A 20,875-nucleotide genomic window follows, 5' to 3' on the forward strand; every position below is an offset into this window, starting at 1 on the left:
CACTTCCTCTGCGGCGCCCGCAACGCCAACATCGACAAATCATGCGGCGGATCAAGTGGTGTAACGCCCGGTTCCAAGATACTGCCCCTTGCTCGTCATTTCGAGCGCTATCGCGACGTTTTCGACGCAATTGTCAATCTCTTCACCCAAACCGGACGAGTTCTTATGCTTGAATGCAGCTTCGAACTAAACAGGCCGACTGGCGCCACCTTACCGCGCTCCCCGGCAACACATCGTGTACGTGTGGAAGGTACCGCGCTGTCCACTTACCGCGTGTTGACGGTGCGATGAAAAAACTCGCCCTCGTTTTATCCGGCGCGCTGGCGCTCCTGTGCTTCGCCGGCATCAGCGCGCTATGGTCGGAGCGCCTCGGCGAGTCTGTCCTACAGTTCTCGAATCCGGGCTGGCGCTGGCTGCTGCAAGCGTACGGCGCGACCACCGTCGACGACAAGCTCGACCTCGTGTTTGGTTTATCGCTGCTCGTCGCAGCGGTGGCAATCGGTGGACTGCTCGTCTATGGATATCGCCGCTGGACCCGATCGAAACGCTCGAACGGCGCGTTTTACATTCCCCTGCTGGCACTCGACGCCACCGCGCTGCTGTGGCTGGCGAACGCGCTATGGTGGTACGCGCGGGTTCCGATCCTGACGGACGCCGCGCATCCATTGTGGGTGTGGCTCGAGCAAGCCTGTGGAATCGAACGCGCCTATCAGCTGCTCGCCTGGGCTTTTCCGGCGACCTCGATCGCCATTCTGTTCGCGACGATAAGCGCCGCGCACTATGCGATCAATCGCCGGCGGCGCTCGCCGACCTGACCGTGTCGGCGGCGCGCCGCGCACAACGCGCTGGGCGCCGCCCCGGATTCGCGCGAACCGCCGCAACTCACTACCCCTCCTCCGCGCCGCCGAACTTGCGCCGATACGCGCCCGGACTCGTCAACGCGATGCGCCGGAAATGCCGCCTTAGCGACTCCTCCGAACCGAAGCCGGCCAACTCCGCGACGCGCGCCATCGGTAGCGCCGCCGACGCCTCCAGCAACTCGCGCGCAATCGCGACCCGCTCGCGCACCAGCCATTCATAAGGCGCCATCCCGGTCGCGTCGCGGAACTGCCGCTGCAACGTCCGCGGGCTCATCGCCGCACGCTCGGCCAGCGAGCGCAGCGTGTGCGGCTCGGCCGGGTGGCCGCGCACCCAGTCCATCAGCTTCGCGATGCGCCCGCTGTCGTCGGGCGCGACCGGACGCGGCACGAACTGCGCCTGGCCGCCCTCGCGATGCGGCGGCACCACCAGCCGTTGCGCGACGCGATTGGCGATCGCGCTGCCGTGATCGCGCCGCACCAGATGCAGCAGCATGTCGAGTCCGGCCGCCGAACCCGCCGACGTGATCACCTGACCGGCATCGACATACAACGCATCCGCTTGCACGCGCAGCCGCGGATAGCGTTGCTGCAGCTTGTCCGCGTAGCGCCAGTGGGTCGTCGCGGTCTTGCCGTCGAGCACGCCGGCCGCCGCCAGCACGAACACGCCCGAGCAGATCGAGCACAGCCGCGCGCCGCGTTCGTAGGCCGCGCGGATCGCGGCGAGCAACGCGGCGGGCGGCGGTTCGTCGGCGTCGCGCCAGCCGGGGATCACGATCGTGTCGGCGTCCGCGAGCAATTCCAGCGTGTACGGCGCGGCCAGCGTGATGCCGCCCGCCGCGCGAATCGGGCCCGGCTCGCTCGCGCAGACCGCGAAGCGATACCAGGGCACGCCGAGTTCGGGACGCTCGAGCGCGAACAGTTCGGTCACACAGCCGAATTCGAAGGTACAGAGCCGGTCGTATGCCAGCGCGACGACGAGATGGTTTTGCATGGCGCGATGTTACCGGAGATTGACGATTACGCCACTTATCGGGCGAGGTCCCGGCCGGCACAATCGAATCGCCTGACACGCGCGTCGGACAACCTGCTCAAACCTGACACTCTGAATAGCCATGACCATGACCGACCTTGCTGCTGCCGCCACTGCTTCCACCTCGGCCACCAACGCCGTCACCGCGATCCCCGCCGCCGACAGCGCCGCCGCGCTCGCGCACTTCCAGGCGTCGCTGCAATTCGAAACCGATTGCTCCGACGTCCAAGCCGCACTCGCGAGCGGCAACCCCGGCTTCGTGCTGCTCGACGTGCGCAGCCCCGCGCTGTTCGCGCAGGGCCACGTGCCCGGCGCGCTGAATCTGCCGCACGGCAAGATCGTCGCTTCAAAGCTGAGCGGCTACGCGGCCGACACGCTGTTCGTCACGTACTGCGCGGGCCCGCATTGCAACGGCGCCGCCCGCGGCGCGCTGCGGCTCGCGCAGCTCGGGCGGCCGGTCAAGTTGATGGCCGGCGGCGTTACCGGTTGGATCGATGAAGGGTTTGAGCTGAACTGTGCAGACCCCGCGTAGGGTGATCGCGCGAGGAAAGAGAGGGGAGGAACCGCTAACACGGCCTGATTGAAGGAGAGAGAAACCGCGCGAGCTCACTCAGGCTGACATCGAACATGCGATCCAGGATTCTGGACGGCAACACAGATAAAAACGCAATTCCGACAACCGGACCGGCGGTCCGCTAGAGATGGTGTGTCGGGCGAAAGCGCCCTGCCGTTCAACCGTCGTCCTTCGAAAAGACGACAGGCCGCAGCAGTGAGTCGAAGGCAAAGCCGACGCGAGCCCTTGCCACGCCGGTGAGCGACGCGATGCAGATGGCTGAAATTTCCAACCCCCGCTTTGCAATGCAGCACTGGTAGCTTCGCTCTTTCCGCCAGCCGCGCGCGATCAGCGTCGACCAGTCGCCGAATTGCGGATACCCCCTGCGCATGGGGTGCTTCATCTTCGCGCCGAATCTAGCATCAAGAAAACACTGTCATTACAGCCTCCCGGTTCAAGTCCACGCGGCGCCGGACTGCCTACGGTCCAGCGCGATCGTCACAGCCCGGCGAATAACCTCACGCGTGAGACCGGCGCGCCGAAACGACGGGCCAGCCTGCGACCGTTGAATCAGTTAGCCCCTAACTAGTAAGGAGAACGATGGTGAACGGATTACGCCGGCAGATTTCGTTGCCTGGGGGCACCGCGCTGGCTGTCGGGATGGTCGTCGGCTCCGGCGTGTTCGGTTTACCTGGCCTTGCGCTGGAGCTCGGATCGCCGCAAATCGCGGCGCTGGGATGGCTGGCCTGCGCGATTGCCTGTCTTCCTCTGCTGTGCGTGTTCGCGACCCTTGGTACGCACTATGCGTCGGCCGCCGGCATTTCCCGTTACGCTGAAGCCGCGCTCGGACAGCGTGCCGAGTTTGCCGTGACGGCCGTTCTATGCGGGACTTTCCCGCTCACCGTTCCGGCTCAGTCGATGATCGGCGCAAGCTATGCGCTCGTCGCCTTTGGACTCCACAAAAGCGCGCATTTCCCCGTTTGCGTATCGATTCTGTTCGTAGCCGTCGCGTTTAATCTCGTCGGCATTCGCACAGCCGCGCTCGTCAATCAGCTCTCGCTCGGCCTGATCGCCACCGCCGTGCTCGGTCTGTGCGTGTCAAGACGCGCCGACTTGCACGCCGGGATGCTGTTGTGGATGCGGCCGAACTGGACGGGCGTCACGCTCTCGCAGGTATGGAAAGTGAGCGCCCTCCTTTTCTGGGCATTCATAGGTTGGGAAAACGTCTCGTTCGGCCTCGAAGAATTCCGCGATCCCCAGCGCGCGATCAAGCACGTGTATGCGATTAGCTTTGTCGTCGTAATCGTGTTGTATTCGTTGCTCGCGGGCACCGTCAACGGTGCGGCGAGCAACGAACCGTTCGTGGGCGCGGCGGAAGGCGTCGCCCATCTCGTTCCGCGGCACTGGCAGGCCGCTTTCTCTCTTGTGACCGTGGGGATCATCCAGGCGACGGCCAACGCCTGGGTGTTTGCCGCCAGCCGTCTTTTTTACTCGGCCGGTCGAAACCGTTTGCTGCCTCCCGTCTTTGCGCGCCTGGGCCTGGACCGGCGAGGTACGCCGCGCAACGCGGTGTTGTTGGTGGCGGTAAGCTTCGTTGCAGTATTGGCAGCTGCTACGGTGTTCCACATCAAGCTGTCCGGTCTGCTGACCATCGCCAACCAGAACTTCGTGGTGCTTTATCTGGTCTGTATCTTCGCCTGCTGGAAGACCGGACGTGGCGCAGAGCGATGGCTTCTTACGCCACTCGCCCTACTTTCCTGCTGCTTCCTGCTTGCGGACCTGAACTACCGGATGTGCTATCCGATAGCACTGCTGACGCTTGGAGCGTTATGTCACTGCGTGCGTGAAAAACGCCTGCTCGCCGGTTTCGCGGAAACTCACTCGCCACCGTTACCGTAGCGACCATCCGCAAATCCGAAAGCGCATAGGCTGCTGCGCAGGACCAGCGCGACCAGCTCGGCCCGCCTGTGAGTACAGGTCTTGCCCAAAACCTGCTTCAGATAGCCTCGCGCTGTACCGATCCCGATCATTAGCGTCGACGCCGCCTCCGCAAGGCCATATCCGTTCGCGATCAACAATGCTAGCTGTGCTTCGCGACGGCTCAGTTGAAATGACTCGGTGAGTGCATCAACGTCGAGGGCCAACGGGCGGTCGGGTTCTGAAAGGAATAACGCGCCGCACGCGGTCCCGGCTTCGCGACGCTCCATATCCCTGCCGGGCTGCTCGGGTGTTGCAAATGGCATGACTCTCGCAACGAGGGCCGGCCGTGACGGCTCGCGAGAAAGATAGCAGCGCATCGGGACCGCGCGTAGCAGCCCACTGTCGCGGTCAGCCGGCTTCGCGCGGTGCAGAGCGACGCACTGAGCCATCGCCTGTTGCAACAAGCGCGTTTCCGCGTGCTTCGAAGCTGCGACATTGTTTTTCGTCACTACCACTCCGGCGCCATGCGCTGCGAGCGCGTCGGCGTACCGATTCACGAAAACAGGGCGCAACGCTGCGTCGAAGAGAATAATGCCGACGTTCGCCCTATCGAGCACATCGAGTAGCGACTGGGCGTACAGGTTGGCGCGCGCCAGCCGACTACCGATCTCGAGCGAATTGATCAGATGCGGCACGATGACATTGAGCGCATCGACATCTTCGGTTGAAAAATCCTCCGCGCCCAGTTCGCGGCCCGCCGAAAGATAAACCTGCCGGGCAGGAGTCCGAACGAGTGGAGCGACGATTCCGTAGAAGCCCCCCGCGGGGCGAACCGCTTCGTTGTAGAGTTCCGAACGTCTGAAATCCGTGTCCGAAATCGCCGAGGATTGTCGCAAAGAAGCGCCCACGGCAATAGCACTGATCCAACCCGGCATACGCGAGACCATTTCGTGGTGTAGTAGCCGCACATGAGCTGGCTCGAAACCTGCCGAGACGATGACACCGGTGGCCTCGCCGGCCACTTCGTTCAGCAACGACTTATGTGCACCGATCGCGTTCGCGACCGAACCAAGCGCGGCGTCCCATTGCCGCGCATCGAGCGCAGCCTGATAGACGAGGCGCACCGCGGCGTGAAGGTAGTCGGCATGCTCCATCTTCCGAACCCCGGCTCATGCATTGGACCGCGGTCCTCCCAATTAGGAGTAACAGTTGCATATTCCGTCTGACAGTATAGAAAGTAACGAAAGACATAGCAGGTTTCCTGCAACTTCGGAGACGGCAAATGCATTCAAAACACGCTGCCCTGGCGGGGCACGTAAGGCGCCTGTGCTCGCTTGGGATTGATCCGCACATCGTCGTTCCACACGTGGTTGAAGTACTCCGGAAGCTGGTGGGCGGGGATTGGGGGATGTTCTTCTATGCCGACGCGAACTATGCGCTCAGCGAGATGTTCAGCCAGAACGAGAGCCTCTATCGCATCTTGCCCCTTTATATGTCGGAAGTGCATAACAAAGAAACGCAGAGTGACGCGATGGGGGTCGACTTTTCGACTGCCATGCGGCGAGGGCGCGGCTACGAGAACTCCGCGCGCAACGATGCGACATTGGTTAAGAGTGCGATGTATGAAGAACTTTATCGTCCGGTGTACATCAGGCACAGCCTCGAAATGACCGCGTTCGACGGGAAACGTGGGTGGGGCAGTGTCACGCTTAAGCGAATGCCGGATGGCCGGCCGTTTTCGGAACGTGATATCGCGGAGATCCGGCCGTTCTCCAGACATATTGCGCACGCGCTCACTTCGCCCCACGCGCAACACGTCGAGCACACGCAGACTGGCCGGTCGACGGTTATCGTCGCCGACACAGCGGGCAAGATCATTTTGCAGAATGACGACGGAATACGGATGCTTGCGCTGGCGAGCGGCGAATCGGCCAGCTTCGGGCGGCCCGCGCGGCTGCCTCCGTGGCTGACGCCGCTGCTAGCGAATTTCAATAGCATCTGGCGAGGGGATGCCGTCGCGCCTCCTGCGCACGAACGCGTGAGTGCCGCCGGCCGATTTACGTTCAAAGGCTATCGCTTCGAGGACCCTACCGCGAGCACGCAACACATATGCATCGCGATCTACGCCGAGCATTTCCCGCCGCTCGCGCTCGAGGTGGAGACGCGGGGCTTCCGGCATGGCTTGAGCGAGCGGCAGCGGCAACTGTGCACCCATCTGTTGGTCGGCCGCTCGCATGGGGAAGTTGCAACGCTGATGGGCATCCGCGAAAGCACGGTGATCGACCATGTGCGCAAAATCTACGGAAAACTCGATGTGCACAACCTCGCGCAGTTGCAGTCGTTCTTTCGCAACGGCTAGGCGCCGGTACCGGCGGTGCCCCGGCGACTCGCCCGGTTCCCGTGGTGAGCCCGTCCAAGGGCTCGCCACAACTTCGTGATATGACCAATGAGACGCCGCGAACCTGTTCCTGCACTACCGGGGCAAGGGGAAGGCTGCCCTTGATGTGCAGAGCGCAAGCGCGCGGTAACTCTACGGTGTTCAGACCCGCTGCCGTCCATGTGCTTATGCGCGGACGTGGTAGTCGTGTCGTGGGAGGGTTTCATGAAGGCCTTGCAAGACTGGCGCTCACGCCGCCCGATCCCGTGGTACCTCGCTCTTGTTGTTTTGTCTGCCATTGCAGGTGGCCTGTCACCGATGGGTCCCCGCGCTGCAGCAGAAGAGCGAGCCGATAACCCACCGCTCGCACACGTCGCCGATATCCCTTTACCCGGTCGCACGACCCGACTCGATTACGAAAGCTACGATCCGGATCGCCACCTGCTGTTCATCGCTCACCTCGGCGACGGGAACGGGAGATCGTCGCGATCGATGAAGCCACGTTCAAGATAGTGGCACGCACGCCGGGCGGCCACTACCCGGACGGCATGGCTTACGCGCCCGACGTGCATAAGCTCTATGCGTCGGACGAGACGGGCGGCACCGAGACGGTCGTCGATGTCCGAAGCAACCAGCGTGTCGCGACCATTGCGCTTGGCGGCGAGGTTGGCAACACGCAGTACGATCCACAATCGCATCATGTCTTTGTCAACGTTCAGACGCGCAATGAACTCATTGAAATCGACCCGGCGATCGACAAGGTCGTCGCACGGATTGCGCTGCGCGGCGCCGACCACAATCATGGACTGCTGATCGATTCGCCGGACCGGCTTGCATTTATCGCCTGTCAGGGCAATCACAGGCTGCTTGTGTTCGATATGAGCGCCCGACGCGTCGTGCAGTCGTTCGACATCGGCAAGGACCCGGACGTGCTGGCGTTCGATCCCGCCCTGGGCCGCCTGTATGTGGCCGGGGAAGCCGGCGTTGTATCGGTCTTCAGCGTGAAAGGCTCGACTGTCGCGAGGATCGGAGAAAGCCGCCTGGGGCCAAATGCGCATGTTGTGGTCATCGACCCAACCACACACCGCTCGTACTTCCCGCTGAGGGACGTTGAAGGACGTCCGGTGCTACGTGTAATGAAACCCGGATAACCTTCTGCTTCAACAGCAACGACGAACAGGTTTGGCTGACCTGGCTCGGTTCAGGAGGCATGCTCGATGCGAAATCGTGTGAAGGGAACTGTGACGCGAGGGCTACCCGTTGTCCTTGTCTATCCCGGAGGGCGCAAGGCGGCGCGCGCCGGTCACGAGGTCGACACGCTATGGGAGCTCGCCAGCCAGATCGCTGACCTCAAAGGCACGCGGCTTGCGGGCGAGTTCGATGCGATGCGCACCTATCCCGCACATCGTTACCTGATTCCTGACGACACGCTTACGCTGGCCGAAGCGCACAGGCTTGGTGTGCGCTCGGTGCGCGATCTGTTCGGTGGCGTCGTGCCCTTTCCGTTCGTCGCGACGAAAGTGATCGCACACCGCCTGCCCGACGACGCGCAGGTTTCGCCACGTGGCTGGTCGCGAGCCTTCGGAGAGCGCACCGCGACGCTGGTTCTGCCGGGCTTCTCCGCGTTCTCGCGCGATGATGCCCGCAAGGCGGCCCGCATGCTCTGGCAGGACGGCCGTGTGCGGATCAAGCGGCCCTACGGGATCGGCGGCGCAGGACAGGCACTCGTTGCGAACATGGATGAACTGGAAAAGGAGCTTGCCGCGCTCGGCGACGCGGCGTTGCGAGCCGAAGGCATCGTCGTCGAGCGGCATCTTGATTCGATCGAAACGCTGAGCGTCGGTCAGGTCACGCTCGACGATATGGTGGCGAGTTACTACGGCGTGCAGCGTCTCACCGTCAACAACCACGGGCACCACGTGTATGGCGGAACGGATCTGGTTGTAGTGCGCGGTGGCTTCGAAATGCTCGTGCGGCTCAACCTCTCAAGCGACATCCACGAAGCTATCGTCAAGTCGAGTGCGTTCGATGCCGCCGTGCAATTGGATTACGCCGGCTTTTTTGCATCTCGGCGTAACTACGACGTCGCTTGGGGCGTCGATTCGCAAGGCAAACGCCATTGCGGCGTACTCGAGCAGTCGTGGCGGGTCGGCGGCGCAACAGGTGCGGAGATTGGCGCGTTGCGCATGTTCAGGGCATCCCCTCGGATATACGCCGTGCACGCCTCGACGCGCGAACTTTATGGAGAAGGTGCGCAGATACCCGATGGCGCGTGCATAGTCTATCGAGGCGTCGATGAGCACGTGGGCGCCATCACCAAGTACTACACGGTAGATCCATGCACCTTTCAAGGGAGGAGCGACATATGACAGCGGACCGTTACGGTGTGCAAATTAAGGTGAAGCACGGCTACCTCGACGGCACCTTCGTGGCGCCGAAGACAACGGTGCCTGGCGTTCTTTTCGTGCATGGCTGGGGCGGCAGTCAGGAGCAGTACCTCGAGCGCGCCCGGCAGGCCGCGGCGCTCGGCTGCGTCTGCCTCACCTTCGATCTGACAGGACATGGGCGCACGGTGGCCGAACAGCAAAACGTGACGAGGGAGGCCAACCTGCAGGACCTGCTTGCAGCATACGATGCGCTCGTTGCGCATCCGTCGATTGACCGTGATGCGGTCGCCGTGGTGGGTAGCAGCTACGGAGGCTATCTCGCAGCCATCCTGACCGAGTTGCGCCCGGTGCGCTGGCTGGGCCTGCGCGTGCCGGCGCTTTACCTCGATGATGGATGGAATACACCGAAGCGCGCACTGCATGTAGAACATGATCTGGTCGCGTATCGCAAACGGATCGTGCCGTCGTCGGACAATCGCGCTTTGCGCGCTGCGGCCCGCTTTGGCGGCGATGTGCTGCTCGTCGAATCGGAACACGACGAGATCGTGCCGCACACCGCGATCGCCAGCTACCTGCAGGCCTTTTTGTCCGCGCACTCGCTCACGTACCGGATCATCGAGGGCGCGGATCATGGGCTGTCGGACGATGCCAGCCAATGGGCGTACACGGCACTCGTCGTGAACTGGTTATCCGAGATGATCGCCGGCCGGCGCGCCGGCGTCCGCGGGGCCGCGCCCCAACAGATGAGAACGTAGTGCCAAAACGGCTATAGCCACAAGCAGCCAAGCACCAAACCCATCCCAGCCCGCCCCTCCGCCGCCTCTCAAAAAGTCTAAATAAAACCCGCATTTAGCCGATAACATATCCAGCCGCACCCTCCCCGCGGTTCGACTGACTATGCAGAGTTCTTACAATTATTGGCTCGTCGCGATTTCGTTCGCGGTGGCGACCCTCGCGTCGTACACCGCGCTCGATCTGACCGGCCGCATCTTCCTGCTCGCCTCGGCGCCGCGGCGCCACATCTGGCGGCTCGGCGGCGCGCTGGCATTGGGCGTCGGCATCTGGTCGATGCACTTCGTCGCAATGCTCGCGTTCTCGCTGCCGATCCCGCTCGGCTACGACCTCGGGCCGACCGCATGGTCGCTCGCGCTGGCAATCGGCGCGTCGTACCTCGCGCTGTGCATGACCACCCGCGCGCGCCTGACGCCGGGCCACCTGCTGCTCGGCGGCGTGCTGATGGGGCTCGGCATCGCCGGCATGCACTACACCGGGATGGCGGCGCTGCGGATGGCGCCCGCGATCAGCTATCAGCCGGGCTGGGTCGCAGCGTCGCTGGCGATCGCGATCGGCGCATCGAGCGCGGCGCTGTGGATGGCGCGCGCGCTCAGCAACGAAAACACCCTCCACCTCGCGCGCAAACGTTTCGCTGCCGCGCTGGTGATGGGTGTCGCGATCAGCGGCATGCACTATGCGGGTATGGCCGCCGCCGGTTTCGCGCCCGGCGCGATCTGCGGCGCGGCCAATGGCATCGATTCGACCTGGCTGGCGATCCTCGTGCTGCTGTCTACGTTCGCAATCCTGACGGTCACATTGATGCTGTCGCGCTTCGATGTGCGCACCACTTTCCTGCTCGGCGCGGTGTCGAAGCTGAACGGCCAGATCGTGCGGCTCGCCACGCTCGACGCGCTGACCGGCCTGCCGAACCGCGCGACCCTCACCGAGCGGATCGACAGCGCAATCGCCCACGGACGCCGCCAGAACACGTCGTTCGCGGTGCTGTTCATGGACCTCGACGGCTTCAAGACGATCAACGATTCGCTCGGCCACTCGGCCGGCGACGAGGTGCTGATCGCGTTCGCCCGCCGCCTCGAACAGTGCGTGCGCGCGAACGACACCGTCGCGCGGCTCGGCGGCGACGAGTTCGTCGTGCTAACGGAAAACCTCGCGAGCCGCGACGCCGCGGCCGCGCTCGCCGACGGCGTGCTCGACCGGATGCGCCGCGGCACCTGGAGCGACGCACAGCCGCTGCAAGTGATGCCCAGCATCGGCATCGCGCTCTATCCGGCGGACGGCGACAGCGTCGAAACACTGCTCAAGCATGCGGACGCGGCGATGTACGAAGCCAAGCGCGCGGGCCGCGGCGCTTACCGTTTCTTCGAGCGCAGCATGAACGAGGCGGCGACGCGCACGCTGCAAATCCAGCACGCGCTGCACGAAGGCTTGGTCAACAACCGCTTCTCGCTCGAGTTCCAGCCGAAATTTCAGGCCAGCGGCGACACGCTCGCGGGCGCCGAGGCGCTGATCCGCCTGCACGATCCGCAGATGGGCACGCTGATGCCGCTCGAATTCATTCCGATCGCCGAGCGCTCCGGACAGATCGTGCAGATCGGCTACTGGGTCGCGCGCGAAACCTGCCGGCACATTCGCGGCTGGATCGACCAGGGTCTGCCGGCAATGAAAGTGGCGATCAATCTGTCGCCGCGTCAGTTGCTGCAACCGGACCTGGTCGACACGATGCTGGAGATCGTGCGCAGCGAACGGGTCGAGTGCACACAACTGATGTTCGAAATCACCGAGACCGTGGCGATGCACGACGCGGCGCGCACGATCGAAGTGATCCGCGCGTTCCAGGCGAGCGGCTTCGAGATCGCGATCGACGATTTCGGCACCGGCTATTCGAGCCTCGCGTATCTGCAGCGGTTTCGCGTGAAGCAGCTGAAGATGGATCGCTCCTTCACCAAGGGCCTCGACTCGCACGGGCCGGAAGGCAGCGCGATCGTGTCGGCGATCATCGCGCTCGCGCACTCGCTCCACATGGACGTGGTCGCCGAGGGCGTCGAAACGCAATCGCAGCTCGACCAGCTGCGCTCGATGATGTGCGACGAAATACAAGGCTTCCTGCTCGGCAAGCCGGTCAACGCCGACGATTTCGGCGCGATGCTCAGGGGACGAATGATGGCCGCATAAGCGCAGCGGGCTGCACAACAACCCGTGCGCGCCGCCGCGGTAGCCGGATCGACCGGCGCGTCGCGTCGCACGGGGCGGGCAATCAGAACAGTGCAATCACGTTGCCGGCTGCCGCCACGGCGGGGGACACGATCCGGGCATTCAGGGACCGGCGACGCATACGAATAAACAAACACAGGCAGACCGTGCTGGAGAGTTCATGACTTTCGATGTAGCGACTTTTACCTCGTTGTGGCTGGTCACGTTTTTATGCTGCGCCCTGCTCACCACCGCGTTGTCGCGGACGTTCGCCCAGGTCGTCGCGTTCCGCTTCTGGGCCGTCGCGTTCTTTCTGAATGCCGGCTCGGCGGCCTGCGTGTTTGCGCACCTGACGTGGCACAGCAATGTGCTGTCAGTGCTGGCGGCGACGCTGGCGTTGCAATGCCGGCTGTTGTTATGGGCGGGCCTGCGCAAGCTGCTCGGCAGCCGCGCGCCGTGGCGCACCGGGCTCGCGCTGTCGCTGCTGTTCTGCGCGCTCTATGCGGGCATGCTCGCGTTCCACGTGCCGATCCTGTGGCGCGCCGCGTTGCTCGCGCTGTTCTTCCTGCCCTACCGCATCGGCACGCTCTACGAAGTGTGGCGCCCGCGCCGCGGCAAGCTCGGCCCGGCCCGTTCGATTGCGACGATCGGCGGCGTGATCGCCTGTTTCAACTCGACGCTGCCGTTCCTGCTCGCGCTGGCCAATCGCTCGCATCTGTCGCTGCTGCTCGGCAGTCCGCAAACCATGTCGGCGCTCTACGCGTTCGTATTCGCCGGCGACCTGCTGCTCGCGAGCGGGCTGCTCGTGCTGGCGTTCAAGCTGCTGAGCGTCGAGCGCAACATGCTCGCGACGCTCGATCGCAGCGCGTCCGCGCAGCTCGCGGCGAGCCGCACGTTGCGCGCATTGCAGCGCCGGCGCGACCGGCTCGCTCATGTGTATGGGCAGCATGACGGGATTACGCATCCGCAGCCGCTGTCGTGGAATGTTTGAGTCGCGGGTGTTGCGACGCCGGGGGGCGATGAGGGCTGGCCCCGGCTCGTCAGCCGCTCCGCCCCGCGCTCAAGCCGCTCAAGCCACTCAAACCGCTTAAGCCACCTCCTCGCTCAACGCGGCGAGCCGCTCGGCTAGCGCGTCGCTGACGCGCGTCATCGGCAGCCGCAGTTCGTTGCGCACCCACCCGCCGGCCGCGAGCAGCGCCTTGACCGGCGCGGGATTCGGCTCGGCGAACGCGAGCTGGATCTGCGGCACCAGTGCGTGAAACTGCCGCCGCCCTTCTTCCAGCCTCCCCTCCACCAACGCGCGATGCAGCGCGACGAAGCGCTCCGGCCGCCAATGCGCGGACGCGGCGATCGCGCCGCTGCCGCCCGCGCACACAGTATTGAAGAGCTCGAGGTCGTTGCCGGCCAGCACTTGCAGGCGGCCGTCGCGGATCAGCGCGAGCGTGGTGTCGAGCGAACCGGCGCAGTCCTTGATCGCGACGATGCGCGGATGCGCGGCGAGCGTCAGCACCGTGTCGAGTTCGAGCCGCACGCCGGTGCGCTGCGGAATGTCGTACAGCACCAGCGGATGCGCGCTCGCGTCGGCCAGCGCCTCGAAGTGCGCGACGATCCCTCGCTGCGCCGGACGCGTGTAGTACGGCGCGGCGATCAGCAGACCGGCGAGCGGCAAGCGGTTCAGTTCGGCGATCCGCGCGCGCATCGCGGCGGTGTCGTTGCCCGAGACGCCGGCAACGATCGGCAGCGGACGGCGTGGAGCGATACCGGTTGCCGCGGCGCCCGTTGCTTTGCCGGCCGCGGCGGCCTGCGCGGCGTCGAGGATCGTCGCGAGCACCGCGTCCTGTTCGGCCGCGTCGAGGGTGGCCGGCTCGCCGGTGGTGCCGAGCGCGACCAGACCGGCCACGCCGGCGTCCGCGTAGCGGCGCACCAGCGCGCGCAACGCGGCGTGATCGACCGCGCCGTCGACGAACGGCGTGATCAGCGGAATCCAGATACCCGAGAAATCAGACATGTTTTCTACCTCGATAACGACCGTATCGAATCCGCTCAGCGCTGCGAGGAAGAAAGGGAGAAGCCGTGGGGGCAATCGACCGGTCGTTCCGTCGCAACATCTGACGGAACAGCGCTCCGGTCAGATGAGCGGCTGTTTTTTGGCTTTGGCGCCGACTTGGTCCGCGCCGGCGTTCGCGCGCGCGTCCACCGCGCTCGAAAGAGCGGCGCGAGCGGCAAGCGACGAACGGAGTCGGATCATGGGGCCGGAATGCATGAACGGCAGTGTAACCGCGAAAGCCGCGCCGCGGGGCGCGTTGCGGGCGTGCGGCACGGTTTTGTCTCGAAAAAGTCTTGACTTCCGGGGCCGGGAAACTAATATACGCACCGCGTACATACGACGCGCGAACTTCCGCCCTCCCGCCGCTTTCCTTCCGACAGGTGCCCCATGAGCGTTCCGCAACAAGCCTTCCTCCGCGACGCGATGCGTCGCCTGAACATGACGCGCGATACCTTCGCCAGCCGGATCGGCGTGTCGCGCCGGGCGCTCGACACGTGGCTACTGCCCGACGACTCGCAGGAATCGCGGGCGATGCCGGAGATCGTCGAGCGCTTCGTGTCGGAGATCGTCGCGAGCGGCGAGCCCGGAGAAAAATATACGCAAAGCGTAGATTCGCAATCGCTCGCGAGCCAGATCCTGTTCGAAGGCAGGCCGCAATTGCTGTCGGTTGAGCAGTTCTCGCGCGACTCGGTCGAGGCGCTGTTCCGGGTCGCCGACATCATGCAGCCGATCGCGCGACGCCGCAAAATCTCGCGCGTGCTCGAAGGCGCGGTGCTCGGCAATCTGTTCTTCGAGGCCAGCACGCGGACCCGGGTGAGCTTCGGCGCGGCGTTCTGCCGGCTCGGCGGCTCGGTGTGCGACACGACCGGCTTCACGTTTTCGTCGATGGCCAAGGGCGAATCGATCTACGACACCAGCCGCGTGATGAGCGGCTACGTCGACGCGCTGGTGATCCGCCATCCGGAGCAAGGCTCGGTGGCCGAATTCGCGCGCGCGACCAACGTGCCGGTGATCAACGGCGGCGACGGCCCCGGCGAGCATCCGAGCCAGGCGCTGCTCGACCTGTACACGATCCAGCGCGAGTTCTCGCGGCTCGGCAAGATCGTCGACGGCGCGCACATCGCGCTGGTGGGCGACCTCAAATACGGGCGCACCGTGCATTCGCTGGTCAAGCTGCTGGCGCTGTATCGCGGCATCAAGTTCACGCTGATCGCGCCGCCGCAACTCGAAATGCCGGCGTACATCATCGAGCAGATTTCGCGCAACGGTCACGTGATCGAGCAGACCCACGATCTGCGCAGCGGGCTCGCGGGCGCCGACGTCGTGTACGCGACACGGATCCAGAAAGAGCGCTTCGCCGACGAATCGTTCGAGGGCTACACGCCCGACTTCCAGATCAATCAGGCGCTGGTCGACACTGTGTGCGGGGCCGATACGCTGATCATGCATCCGCTGCCGCGCGACAGCCGCCCCGGCGCGAACGACCTGAGCACCGACCTGAACCACGATTCGCGGCTCGCGATCTTCCGCCAGACCGACAACGGCATTCCGGTGCGGATGGCGATTTTCGCGGTGCTGCTTGGGGTCGAGAAACTGGTCCAGCATTCGATGCGCGATGCCGCGTGGCGTCCGCCCGTGTATCTCGGGCCGGACGATGCGGTGTTTCATGGGATCGATTGACGGGGCGTTGCAGCGAGGTTGCGGGAAGGTTGCGGCCTCGTAGGCGCCGCGCGACCGCTCAGGTCGCCGCGCCGTTCGCCGCATGTACGGCCTGCCGGAAGCCGCCGGCGAAGAACAGCACCTGGTACTTGACCGCATTCGACCAGTAATCCCAGGTATGGCCGCCGGGCCGCTCGGCGTAATCGTGCGGCACGCCGAGTTCGACGAGCCGCTCGTGCAGCAGCCGGTTCGATTGCACCAATGCGTCGTTGACGCCGCAGTCGATCGTCAGCGCGATGTGCTCACGGCCGAAATCCTGCGCGCTCGCGACGATCGCCTCGTCGTTCCAGAACTGGGCATCTTTCAGCGGGTCGCCGAACACGCGTTCGATGCCCGGCTCATCCTCGCAGCCGCGCGGGTCCACCGCGCCGCTGATGCTGCCCGCCGCGCCGAATTCGTCGGGGCGATCGAGCGCGATGCGCAACGCGCCGAAGCCGCCCATGCTCAGACCGGTGATCGCGCGCGCCTGCCGGGTCGCGATCGTGCGGAAATGCAGATCGATATAGCCGACCACCTCGGAGCCCACGTAGGTTTCATAGCGGCTGCGCGGATCGACCGGGCTGTCGATGTACCAGCTCTGATGACCGCCGTCGGGCATCACGAGGATCACGTGGTAGCGGTCGGCGAGCTTGCCGATCTGCGAATTCGCGGTCCAGTCGGTGTAACTGCCGCCGGAGCCGTGCAGCACGTAGACCACCGGGAAGCGCGCGCTCGCGTTGCCGCGCGCGTATCGGTCGGGCAACACGACCGTCGCGTCGAACGACCGATGCATCGCGACGCTCGGAATCGCGACGACGCGGGTCTGGAACGCCCACACCGGCGATGCGATCAGCATCAATACCGACATCAATAACAGGCAGAACGCACGGACTGGATTCATCGTGGGTCGCTCCCGCTTGCTTTCGTTTGCCTCGAATCAGCATCGATCCGGCATCGATCCATCAGGCATCCGAATGAAGGCGCCAGGGTTCGGAGGGGATGGTGCTCCTGGTGACTTTAGCAATAGGGACTTACAACCATATTTCAGGGCGACACAAAGCCACCCGGATCGCAATAACGGTTTTTTTGTTTTCCGTAACTATTGGCGTAATTCGCCCTTCTGTCACACACTTAACCCCGACTCACCGGCCCGCGCGACAGATAAACGCGGAATGTCGAAACACGATTCGCACAGGCCTGAGGCCCACCGATTGGCCTGTTCCCTCGCTAACGGAGATGCCGAATGAAACGTCGTGAAGTGTTGGCCATGCTGGCCGCAAGCGCGCTTGTCGAGGTGACCGAGGTTGCCACCAGCGAGGCGCAAGCGGCCCAGGCGCCGTTCACCGATGAAGTCGAGCTGGCAAAGCCCAATACCACCGGCTCGGTCACGCTGGAGGACGCGATCCAGCGACGCCGCTCAGTACGCTCGTTCAAACCCGAGCCGTTGCCGATCGAATCCATCGGCCAACTGTTCTGGGCCGGGCAAGGCATCACCAACCCGGACAACGGCCGGCGCGCGGCGCCGTCGGCGGGCGCGTTGTACGCACTCGAGCTTTACGCGGTGACCGCCACTCAGGTGCTGCACTATCTGCCGCAAGGCCACCGCGTCGAAACGCGGGACTCGGCTGACCTGCGCCCGAAGCTGCGATCGCTTGCCGTCGACCAGGCATCGGTCGGCAACGCGCCGCTCGTGATCGCGGTGGCCGCGGACCCTGGCCGGCTGAAGCAGCGCTATGGCGGCAGAGCCAATCTGTACGCGGACCTCGAAGTCGGCCACGCAACCCAGAACATCCTGCTTCAGGCCGTTACGCTCGGGCTCGGCGCGGTGACGGTGGGCGCGGTCGATGGACCCAAGGCGTCGCGCGCGCTCAAGCTGCCGCAGGCGCAGACCATCGTTTATCTGATTCCGGTGGGCGTGCCCGCGTAGGCGGGAGGCGGCTGGGGAGCCGCCTCTTAAGCTCAAGCCCTCGGTAATTGGCCGGCCGGCCGCGTCAGGCGCGCAATGTGCTTAGGGATAGATTCGTTGATCGCTACTCGCCGAAATCACAAGGAGAACAACGATGACCCTACTCATTTATCTGCTCGGATGGATCATTTTTATCGGCGGCGTCGCCTGGGCAATGATGACGCTGCATGTCGCGCAGCACACCATTGCGATCGTGGCCGTCATCCTGCTCGGCATCGCGGTGGCCACCGGTGCCACCCGGGCGCGCAATCGCGACCGGTCATAGTCGCGCCGTACGCATTGGCGTGGGGAGGCGGGATCTCACGCAGCGGACATGACAGCCGTCTCGCGCGGCTGCAGTGGCGTTGCGTGATCCGCCGCCCCGCTCGCGCGTGCTTCGACATGCGCGGCGAACCCCACCTGCCCCGGCGCGACCTCATCGCGCAACGTCAGCGCCGGAATCGTGTAAGCACCGCCGTTCTGCTGCCGGAACGCGATCGGCGCATCGTTCCACAGCGCGTCGAGCCGCCGCCCAAGTGCTTCGCTCACCTCAACGTATTTCGCGTCATCGACCCGGCTCGTCCGATAGACGACGAACGGCGGCAGCACGTCGAAGCCCGGATAGTAAAGAACGCCGTGCTGGATCGGAAACAGCAGATCATCGATCGGACCATTGATGCCGCGCGCGCTGTAATGCGACTCCCAGCCGCCGGTCGTCACGACCAGCATCGCGCGTTTGCCGGCGAACTTGCCCTCGCCGTAACGCTCGCCCCAGCGCGCATCGGAATGCTCGCCGACCCCGTACGCGAGACCATACGCATACACCCGCTCGATCCAGCCTTTCATCAGCGCGGGCATCGAGAACCACCACAGCGGAAACTGGAAAATCACCGCATCGGCCCACTTCAGCTTGTCCTGCTCGCGCGCGATGTCCTCGCTCTGCAAGCCGTTTTCGAACGCATGTTTCGATTCCTGTGAAGGATAGAAGCGCTCGCCGTTCAGGCGCTCGCGGCTATCGTTCGCATCGAGCGATGCTTTCCAGTTCATCGCGTAGAGATCGGACACCTGCACAGTGTGACCCGCGCGTTCGAGATGGCGGACTGTGAAATCCTTCAGCGAACCGTTCAACGATTTCGGCTCGGGATGCGCATAGACGATGAGTACGTTCATGATGAGACCTTCGTGGCTGAAAGTCGTCACGATAGGCGTCGCTCAGGTATATTGGAAATGAATTACTAACATATCAGGTATTGCTGTGGTTAATCTGCGCAGTCTCGACCTCAACCTGCTGGTCACGCTCGACGTGCTGCTCGAAGAGCACAACGTCACGCGCGCCGCCGAGCGGCTGAACTTCTCGCAGCCGTCGGTCAGCGTGCATCTGGCCAAGCTGCGCGAGCTGTTCGGCGATCCGTTGCTGCTGCCGGGCCCGCGCGGGATGCGCCCCACCGCCCGCGCCGAGGCGCTGCGCGAACCGTTGCGTGACGCGCTCGAATCGCTGCAACGCGCGGTCGCGCCCGCCAGCGCGTTCGATCCGGCCGCGGCCACGCACAGCTGGCGCATCGCCGCGACCGACTACGCGGAATCGACGATCGTTCTGCCGATGCTCGCGGGCCTGCGCGCGGCCGCGCCTGGCACGCGACTGGCGATCGTCGAGGCGGTGCCGCCGCGGCTCGCGCGCCAGGCCGAACAGGGCGAGATCGACATCGGCTTTCATACCAGCGAAGGCGCGCCCGAGGGTTTGCGCCGCCGCGTGCTGTTTGCCGAACGCTATCTGCTGGTCGGCCGCGCCGGCCATCCGAAGCTCAAGCGCCGGCCCACGCTCGCGCAGTTCTGCAAGCTCGAACACGTGATCGTGTCGCCGGACGGCGGCGGCTTTTTCGGCATCACCGACGAGACGCTCGCGAAGGTGGGACTCACGCGCAAGGTCGTGCTGTCGGTGCCGCACTTTCTGTTCATGCAATCGGTGCTCGCCAACACCGACCTCGTCGGCATGCTGCCCGCGCGCCTCGTGCGCGGTTCGAGCGCGCTACGCTCGGTCGAACCGCCGGTCGACGTGCCCGGCTACGAAATGGCGATGCTGTGGCATGAGCGCGTGCATCGCGATCCCGCGCACCGGTGGTTGCGGGAGTTCATCGCGGCATCGGTGTGAGCGGCGAGCCCGGCCTTCAATGCACTCCACCCGCGCCGCCGCCAAGCGCATTCAGCGCAGCGAGCGTCGCGTCGCTGAGCTTGAGCTGCGCGGCCTGCAGGTTCTCGCGCAAATGCCCAACCGACGACGTTCCCGGAATCAGCAGAATGTTAGGTGCCCGATGCAATAGCCACGCGAGCGCGAGCTGCATCGGCGTCGCGTCGAGTTGGCGCGCCAGCTCCGACAGCGTCGACGATTGAATCGGCGTAAAGCCGCCGAGCGGAAAGAACGGCACATACGCGATGCCCTGCGCGCCGAGCGCGGCGATCAGCGCATCGTCGTCGCGGTGCACGAGGTTGTAATGATTCTGCACGCAGACGATCGGCGTAATGCGCTGCGCCTGCTCGATCTGCGCGGCCGTCACATTGCTCAACCCGATATGGTGCACCAGCCCGCGTTGTTGCAATTGCGCCAGCGCGCTCACCTGCCGTTCGATCGACCCTTCGCTCGGCGCGTGCACGTTGCCCATCGCCCGCAGGTTGACCACCTCGAGCGCATCGAGCCCGAGGTTGCGCAGATTGTCGTGCACCGCGCGTTCGAGGTCGGCCGGCTCCTGCGCCGCCAGCCACCCGCCGGCGCTGTCGCGCACCGCGCCGACCTTGGTGACCAGCGTCAGATCGCGCGAATATGGATGCAGCGCCTCACGAATCAGCTGGTTGGTCACGTGCGGCCCATAAAAGTCGCTCGTATCGATGTGATCGACGCCCGACTCGACCGCCTCGCGCAGCACCGCGAGCGCCGCCGCGCGATCTTTCGGCGGCCCGAACACGCCGGGCCCGGCCAGTTGCATCGCGCCGTATCCCATCCGGTGCACGCTGCGGCCGGCCAACGCGAAGGTGTCGGTGTTGCTCAGGTTCGGCATGACGATCTCCTTGTGAAGTGATG

At 64.6% G+C, this 20,875-nt stretch carries 19 protein-coding genes and 1 pseudogene; 13 read left to right on the plus strand and 7 right to left on the minus strand.

The features are described from left to right. The first annotated feature begins 287 nt into the window (after positions 1-287). Positions 288-815: a hypothetical protein gene (locus LJ656_RS19010; protein ID WP_230510922.1), complete on the plus strand. Its 528-nt coding sequence runs from the start codon at positions 288-290 to the stop codon at positions 813-815. A 70-nt stretch (positions 816-885) separates the two neighbouring features. On the opposite strand, the gene ftrA is transcribed toward LJ656_RS19010, so the two are convergent. Continuing rightward, positions 886-1,851: a transcriptional regulator FtrA gene (gene ftrA, locus LJ656_RS19015; protein WP_230510923.1), complete on the minus strand. Its 966-nt coding sequence runs from the start codon at positions 1,849-1,851 to the stop codon at positions 886-888. 127 nt (positions 1,852-1,978) lie between these two features. Between ftrA and LJ656_RS19020 the strand changes: the two genes are divergently transcribed. After that, positions 1,979-2,422, plus strand: coding sequence for a rhodanese-like domain-containing protein (locus tag LJ656_RS19020; protein ID WP_230511097.1), 444 nt, complete (start codon positions 1,979-1,981; stop codon positions 2,420-2,422). A gap of 199 nt (positions 2,423-2,621) precedes the next feature. Here LJ656_RS19020 and LJ656_RS19025 read toward each other — a convergent pair whose 3' ends face one another. Next, positions 2,622-2,846 carry a hypothetical protein gene (locus LJ656_RS19025; RefSeq protein WP_230510924.1) on the minus strand — a complete coding sequence of 75 codons (225 nt, stop codon included), beginning with the start codon at positions 2,844-2,846 and terminating at the stop codon, positions 2,622-2,624. Positions 2,847-3,043: 197 nt separating this feature from the next. Between LJ656_RS19025 and LJ656_RS19030 the strand changes: the two genes are divergently transcribed. Next, the gene (locus LJ656_RS19030) at positions 3,044-4,342 is read left to right on the plus strand and encodes an APC family permease (protein WP_230510925.1); all 1,299 of its coding nucleotides are present in this window, start codon (positions 3,044-3,046) and stop codon (positions 4,340-4,342) included. On the opposite strand, the gene LJ656_RS19035 is transcribed toward LJ656_RS19030, so the two are convergent. Further along, positions 4,321-5,517: a helix-turn-helix transcriptional regulator gene (locus LJ656_RS19035; RefSeq protein WP_230510926.1), complete on the minus strand. Its 1,197-nt coding sequence runs from the start codon at positions 5,515-5,517 to the stop codon at positions 4,321-4,323. The genes LJ656_RS19030 and LJ656_RS19035 overlap by 22 nt on opposite strands. 128 nt (positions 5,518-5,645) lie before the next feature. Between LJ656_RS19035 and LJ656_RS19040 the strand changes: the two genes are divergently transcribed. From LJ656_RS19040 to LJ656_RS19065, 6 genes and pseudogenes are all read left to right on the plus strand, one after another. Next, on the plus strand, positions 5,646-6,722 hold the full coding sequence (locus LJ656_RS19040; RefSeq protein WP_230510927.1) for a helix-turn-helix transcriptional regulator: 1,077 nt from the start codon (positions 5,646-5,648) through the stop codon (positions 6,720-6,722). Between the two features lie 243 nt (positions 6,723-6,965). Beyond that, positions 6,966-7,891 (plus strand): annotated as a pseudogene (locus LJ656_RS19045) (YncE family protein). Positions 7,892-7,957: 66 nt separating this feature from the next. Further along, positions 7,958-9,109 (plus strand): DUF3182 family protein, encoded by a 1,152-nt coding sequence (locus tag LJ656_RS19050; RefSeq protein WP_230510928.1) that lies wholly within the window; start codon positions 7,958-7,960, stop codon positions 9,107-9,109. Then, a complete protein-coding gene (locus LJ656_RS19055; RefSeq protein WP_230510929.1) occupies positions 9,106-9,882 on the plus strand; it encodes an alpha/beta hydrolase family protein in 777 nt (258 codons plus the stop codon). The genes LJ656_RS19050 and LJ656_RS19055 overlap by 4 nt, the downstream gene beginning before the upstream one ends. Before the next feature lie 142 nt (positions 9,883-10,024). Continuing rightward, a complete protein-coding gene (locus tag LJ656_RS19060; protein ID WP_230510930.1) occupies positions 10,025-12,094 on the plus strand; it encodes a putative bifunctional diguanylate cyclase/phosphodiesterase in 2,070 nt (689 codons plus the stop codon). Positions 12,095-12,293: 199 nt separating this feature from the next. Then, entirely contained in the window at positions 12,294-13,103 is an 810-nt protein-coding gene (locus LJ656_RS19065) for a hypothetical protein (RefSeq protein ID WP_230510931.1), read from the plus strand. Positions 13,104-13,199: 96 nt separating this feature from the next. On the opposite strand, the gene dapA is transcribed toward LJ656_RS19065, so the two are convergent. Next, positions 13,200-14,120 (minus strand): 4-hydroxy-tetrahydrodipicolinate synthase, encoded by a 921-nt coding sequence (dapA, locus tag LJ656_RS19070; protein ID WP_230510932.1) that lies wholly within the window; start codon positions 14,118-14,120, stop codon positions 13,200-13,202. A gap of 426 nt (positions 14,121-14,546) precedes the next feature. Between dapA and LJ656_RS19075 the strand changes: the two genes are divergently transcribed. Then, entirely contained in the window at positions 14,547-15,839 is a 1,293-nt protein-coding gene (locus LJ656_RS19075) for an aspartate carbamoyltransferase (RefSeq protein WP_230510933.1), read from the plus strand. A gap of 58 nt (positions 15,840-15,897) precedes the next feature. Here the strand turns inward: LJ656_RS19075 and LJ656_RS19080 are convergent, their stop codons facing one another. Further along, positions 15,898-16,758 (minus strand): alpha/beta hydrolase, encoded by an 861-nt coding sequence (locus LJ656_RS19080; RefSeq protein ID WP_230510934.1) that lies wholly within the window; start codon positions 16,756-16,758, stop codon positions 15,898-15,900. 342 nt (positions 16,759-17,100) lie between these two features. On the opposite strand from LJ656_RS19080, the gene LJ656_RS19085 reads away from it, so the two are divergent. Beyond that, positions 17,101-17,784, plus strand: coding sequence for a SagB/ThcOx family dehydrogenase (locus tag LJ656_RS19085; RefSeq protein ID WP_230510935.1), 684 nt, complete (start codon positions 17,101-17,103; stop codon positions 17,782-17,784). 133 nt (positions 17,785-17,917) lie between these two features. Further along, complete coding sequence (locus LJ656_RS19090) at positions 17,918-18,088, plus strand: hypothetical protein (protein ID WP_230510936.1); 171 nt, start codon at positions 17,918-17,920, stop codon at positions 18,086-18,088. A gap of 35 nt (positions 18,089-18,123) precedes the next feature. Here the strand turns inward: LJ656_RS19090 and LJ656_RS19095 are convergent, their stop codons facing one another. Further along, on the minus strand, positions 18,124-18,972 hold the full coding sequence (locus tag LJ656_RS19095; RefSeq protein ID WP_230510937.1) for an NAD(P)H-dependent oxidoreductase: 849 nt from the start codon (positions 18,970-18,972) through the stop codon (positions 18,124-18,126). Positions 18,973-19,042: 70 nt separating this feature from the next. Here LJ656_RS19095 and LJ656_RS19100 point away from each other — a divergent pair, with 70 nt between their 5' ends. Continuing rightward, positions 19,043-19,951, plus strand: a complete 909-nt coding sequence (locus tag LJ656_RS19100) for a LysR family transcriptional regulator (protein WP_230511098.1) — start codon at positions 19,043-19,045, stop codon at positions 19,949-19,951. 16 nt (positions 19,952-19,967) lie between these two features. Here LJ656_RS19100 and LJ656_RS19105 read toward each other — a convergent pair whose 3' ends face one another. After that, positions 19,968-20,852: an aldo/keto reductase family oxidoreductase gene (locus LJ656_RS19105; RefSeq protein WP_230510938.1), complete on the minus strand. Its 885-nt coding sequence runs from the start codon at positions 20,850-20,852 to the stop codon at positions 19,968-19,970. Positions 20,853-20,875: the final 23 nt, after the last annotated feature.

Origin of the sequence: Paraburkholderia sejongensis, assembly GCF_020880815.1 — a bacterium.
GTDB lineage: Bacteria > Pseudomonadota > Gammaproteobacteria > Burkholderiales > Burkholderiaceae > Paraburkholderia > Paraburkholderia sejongensis.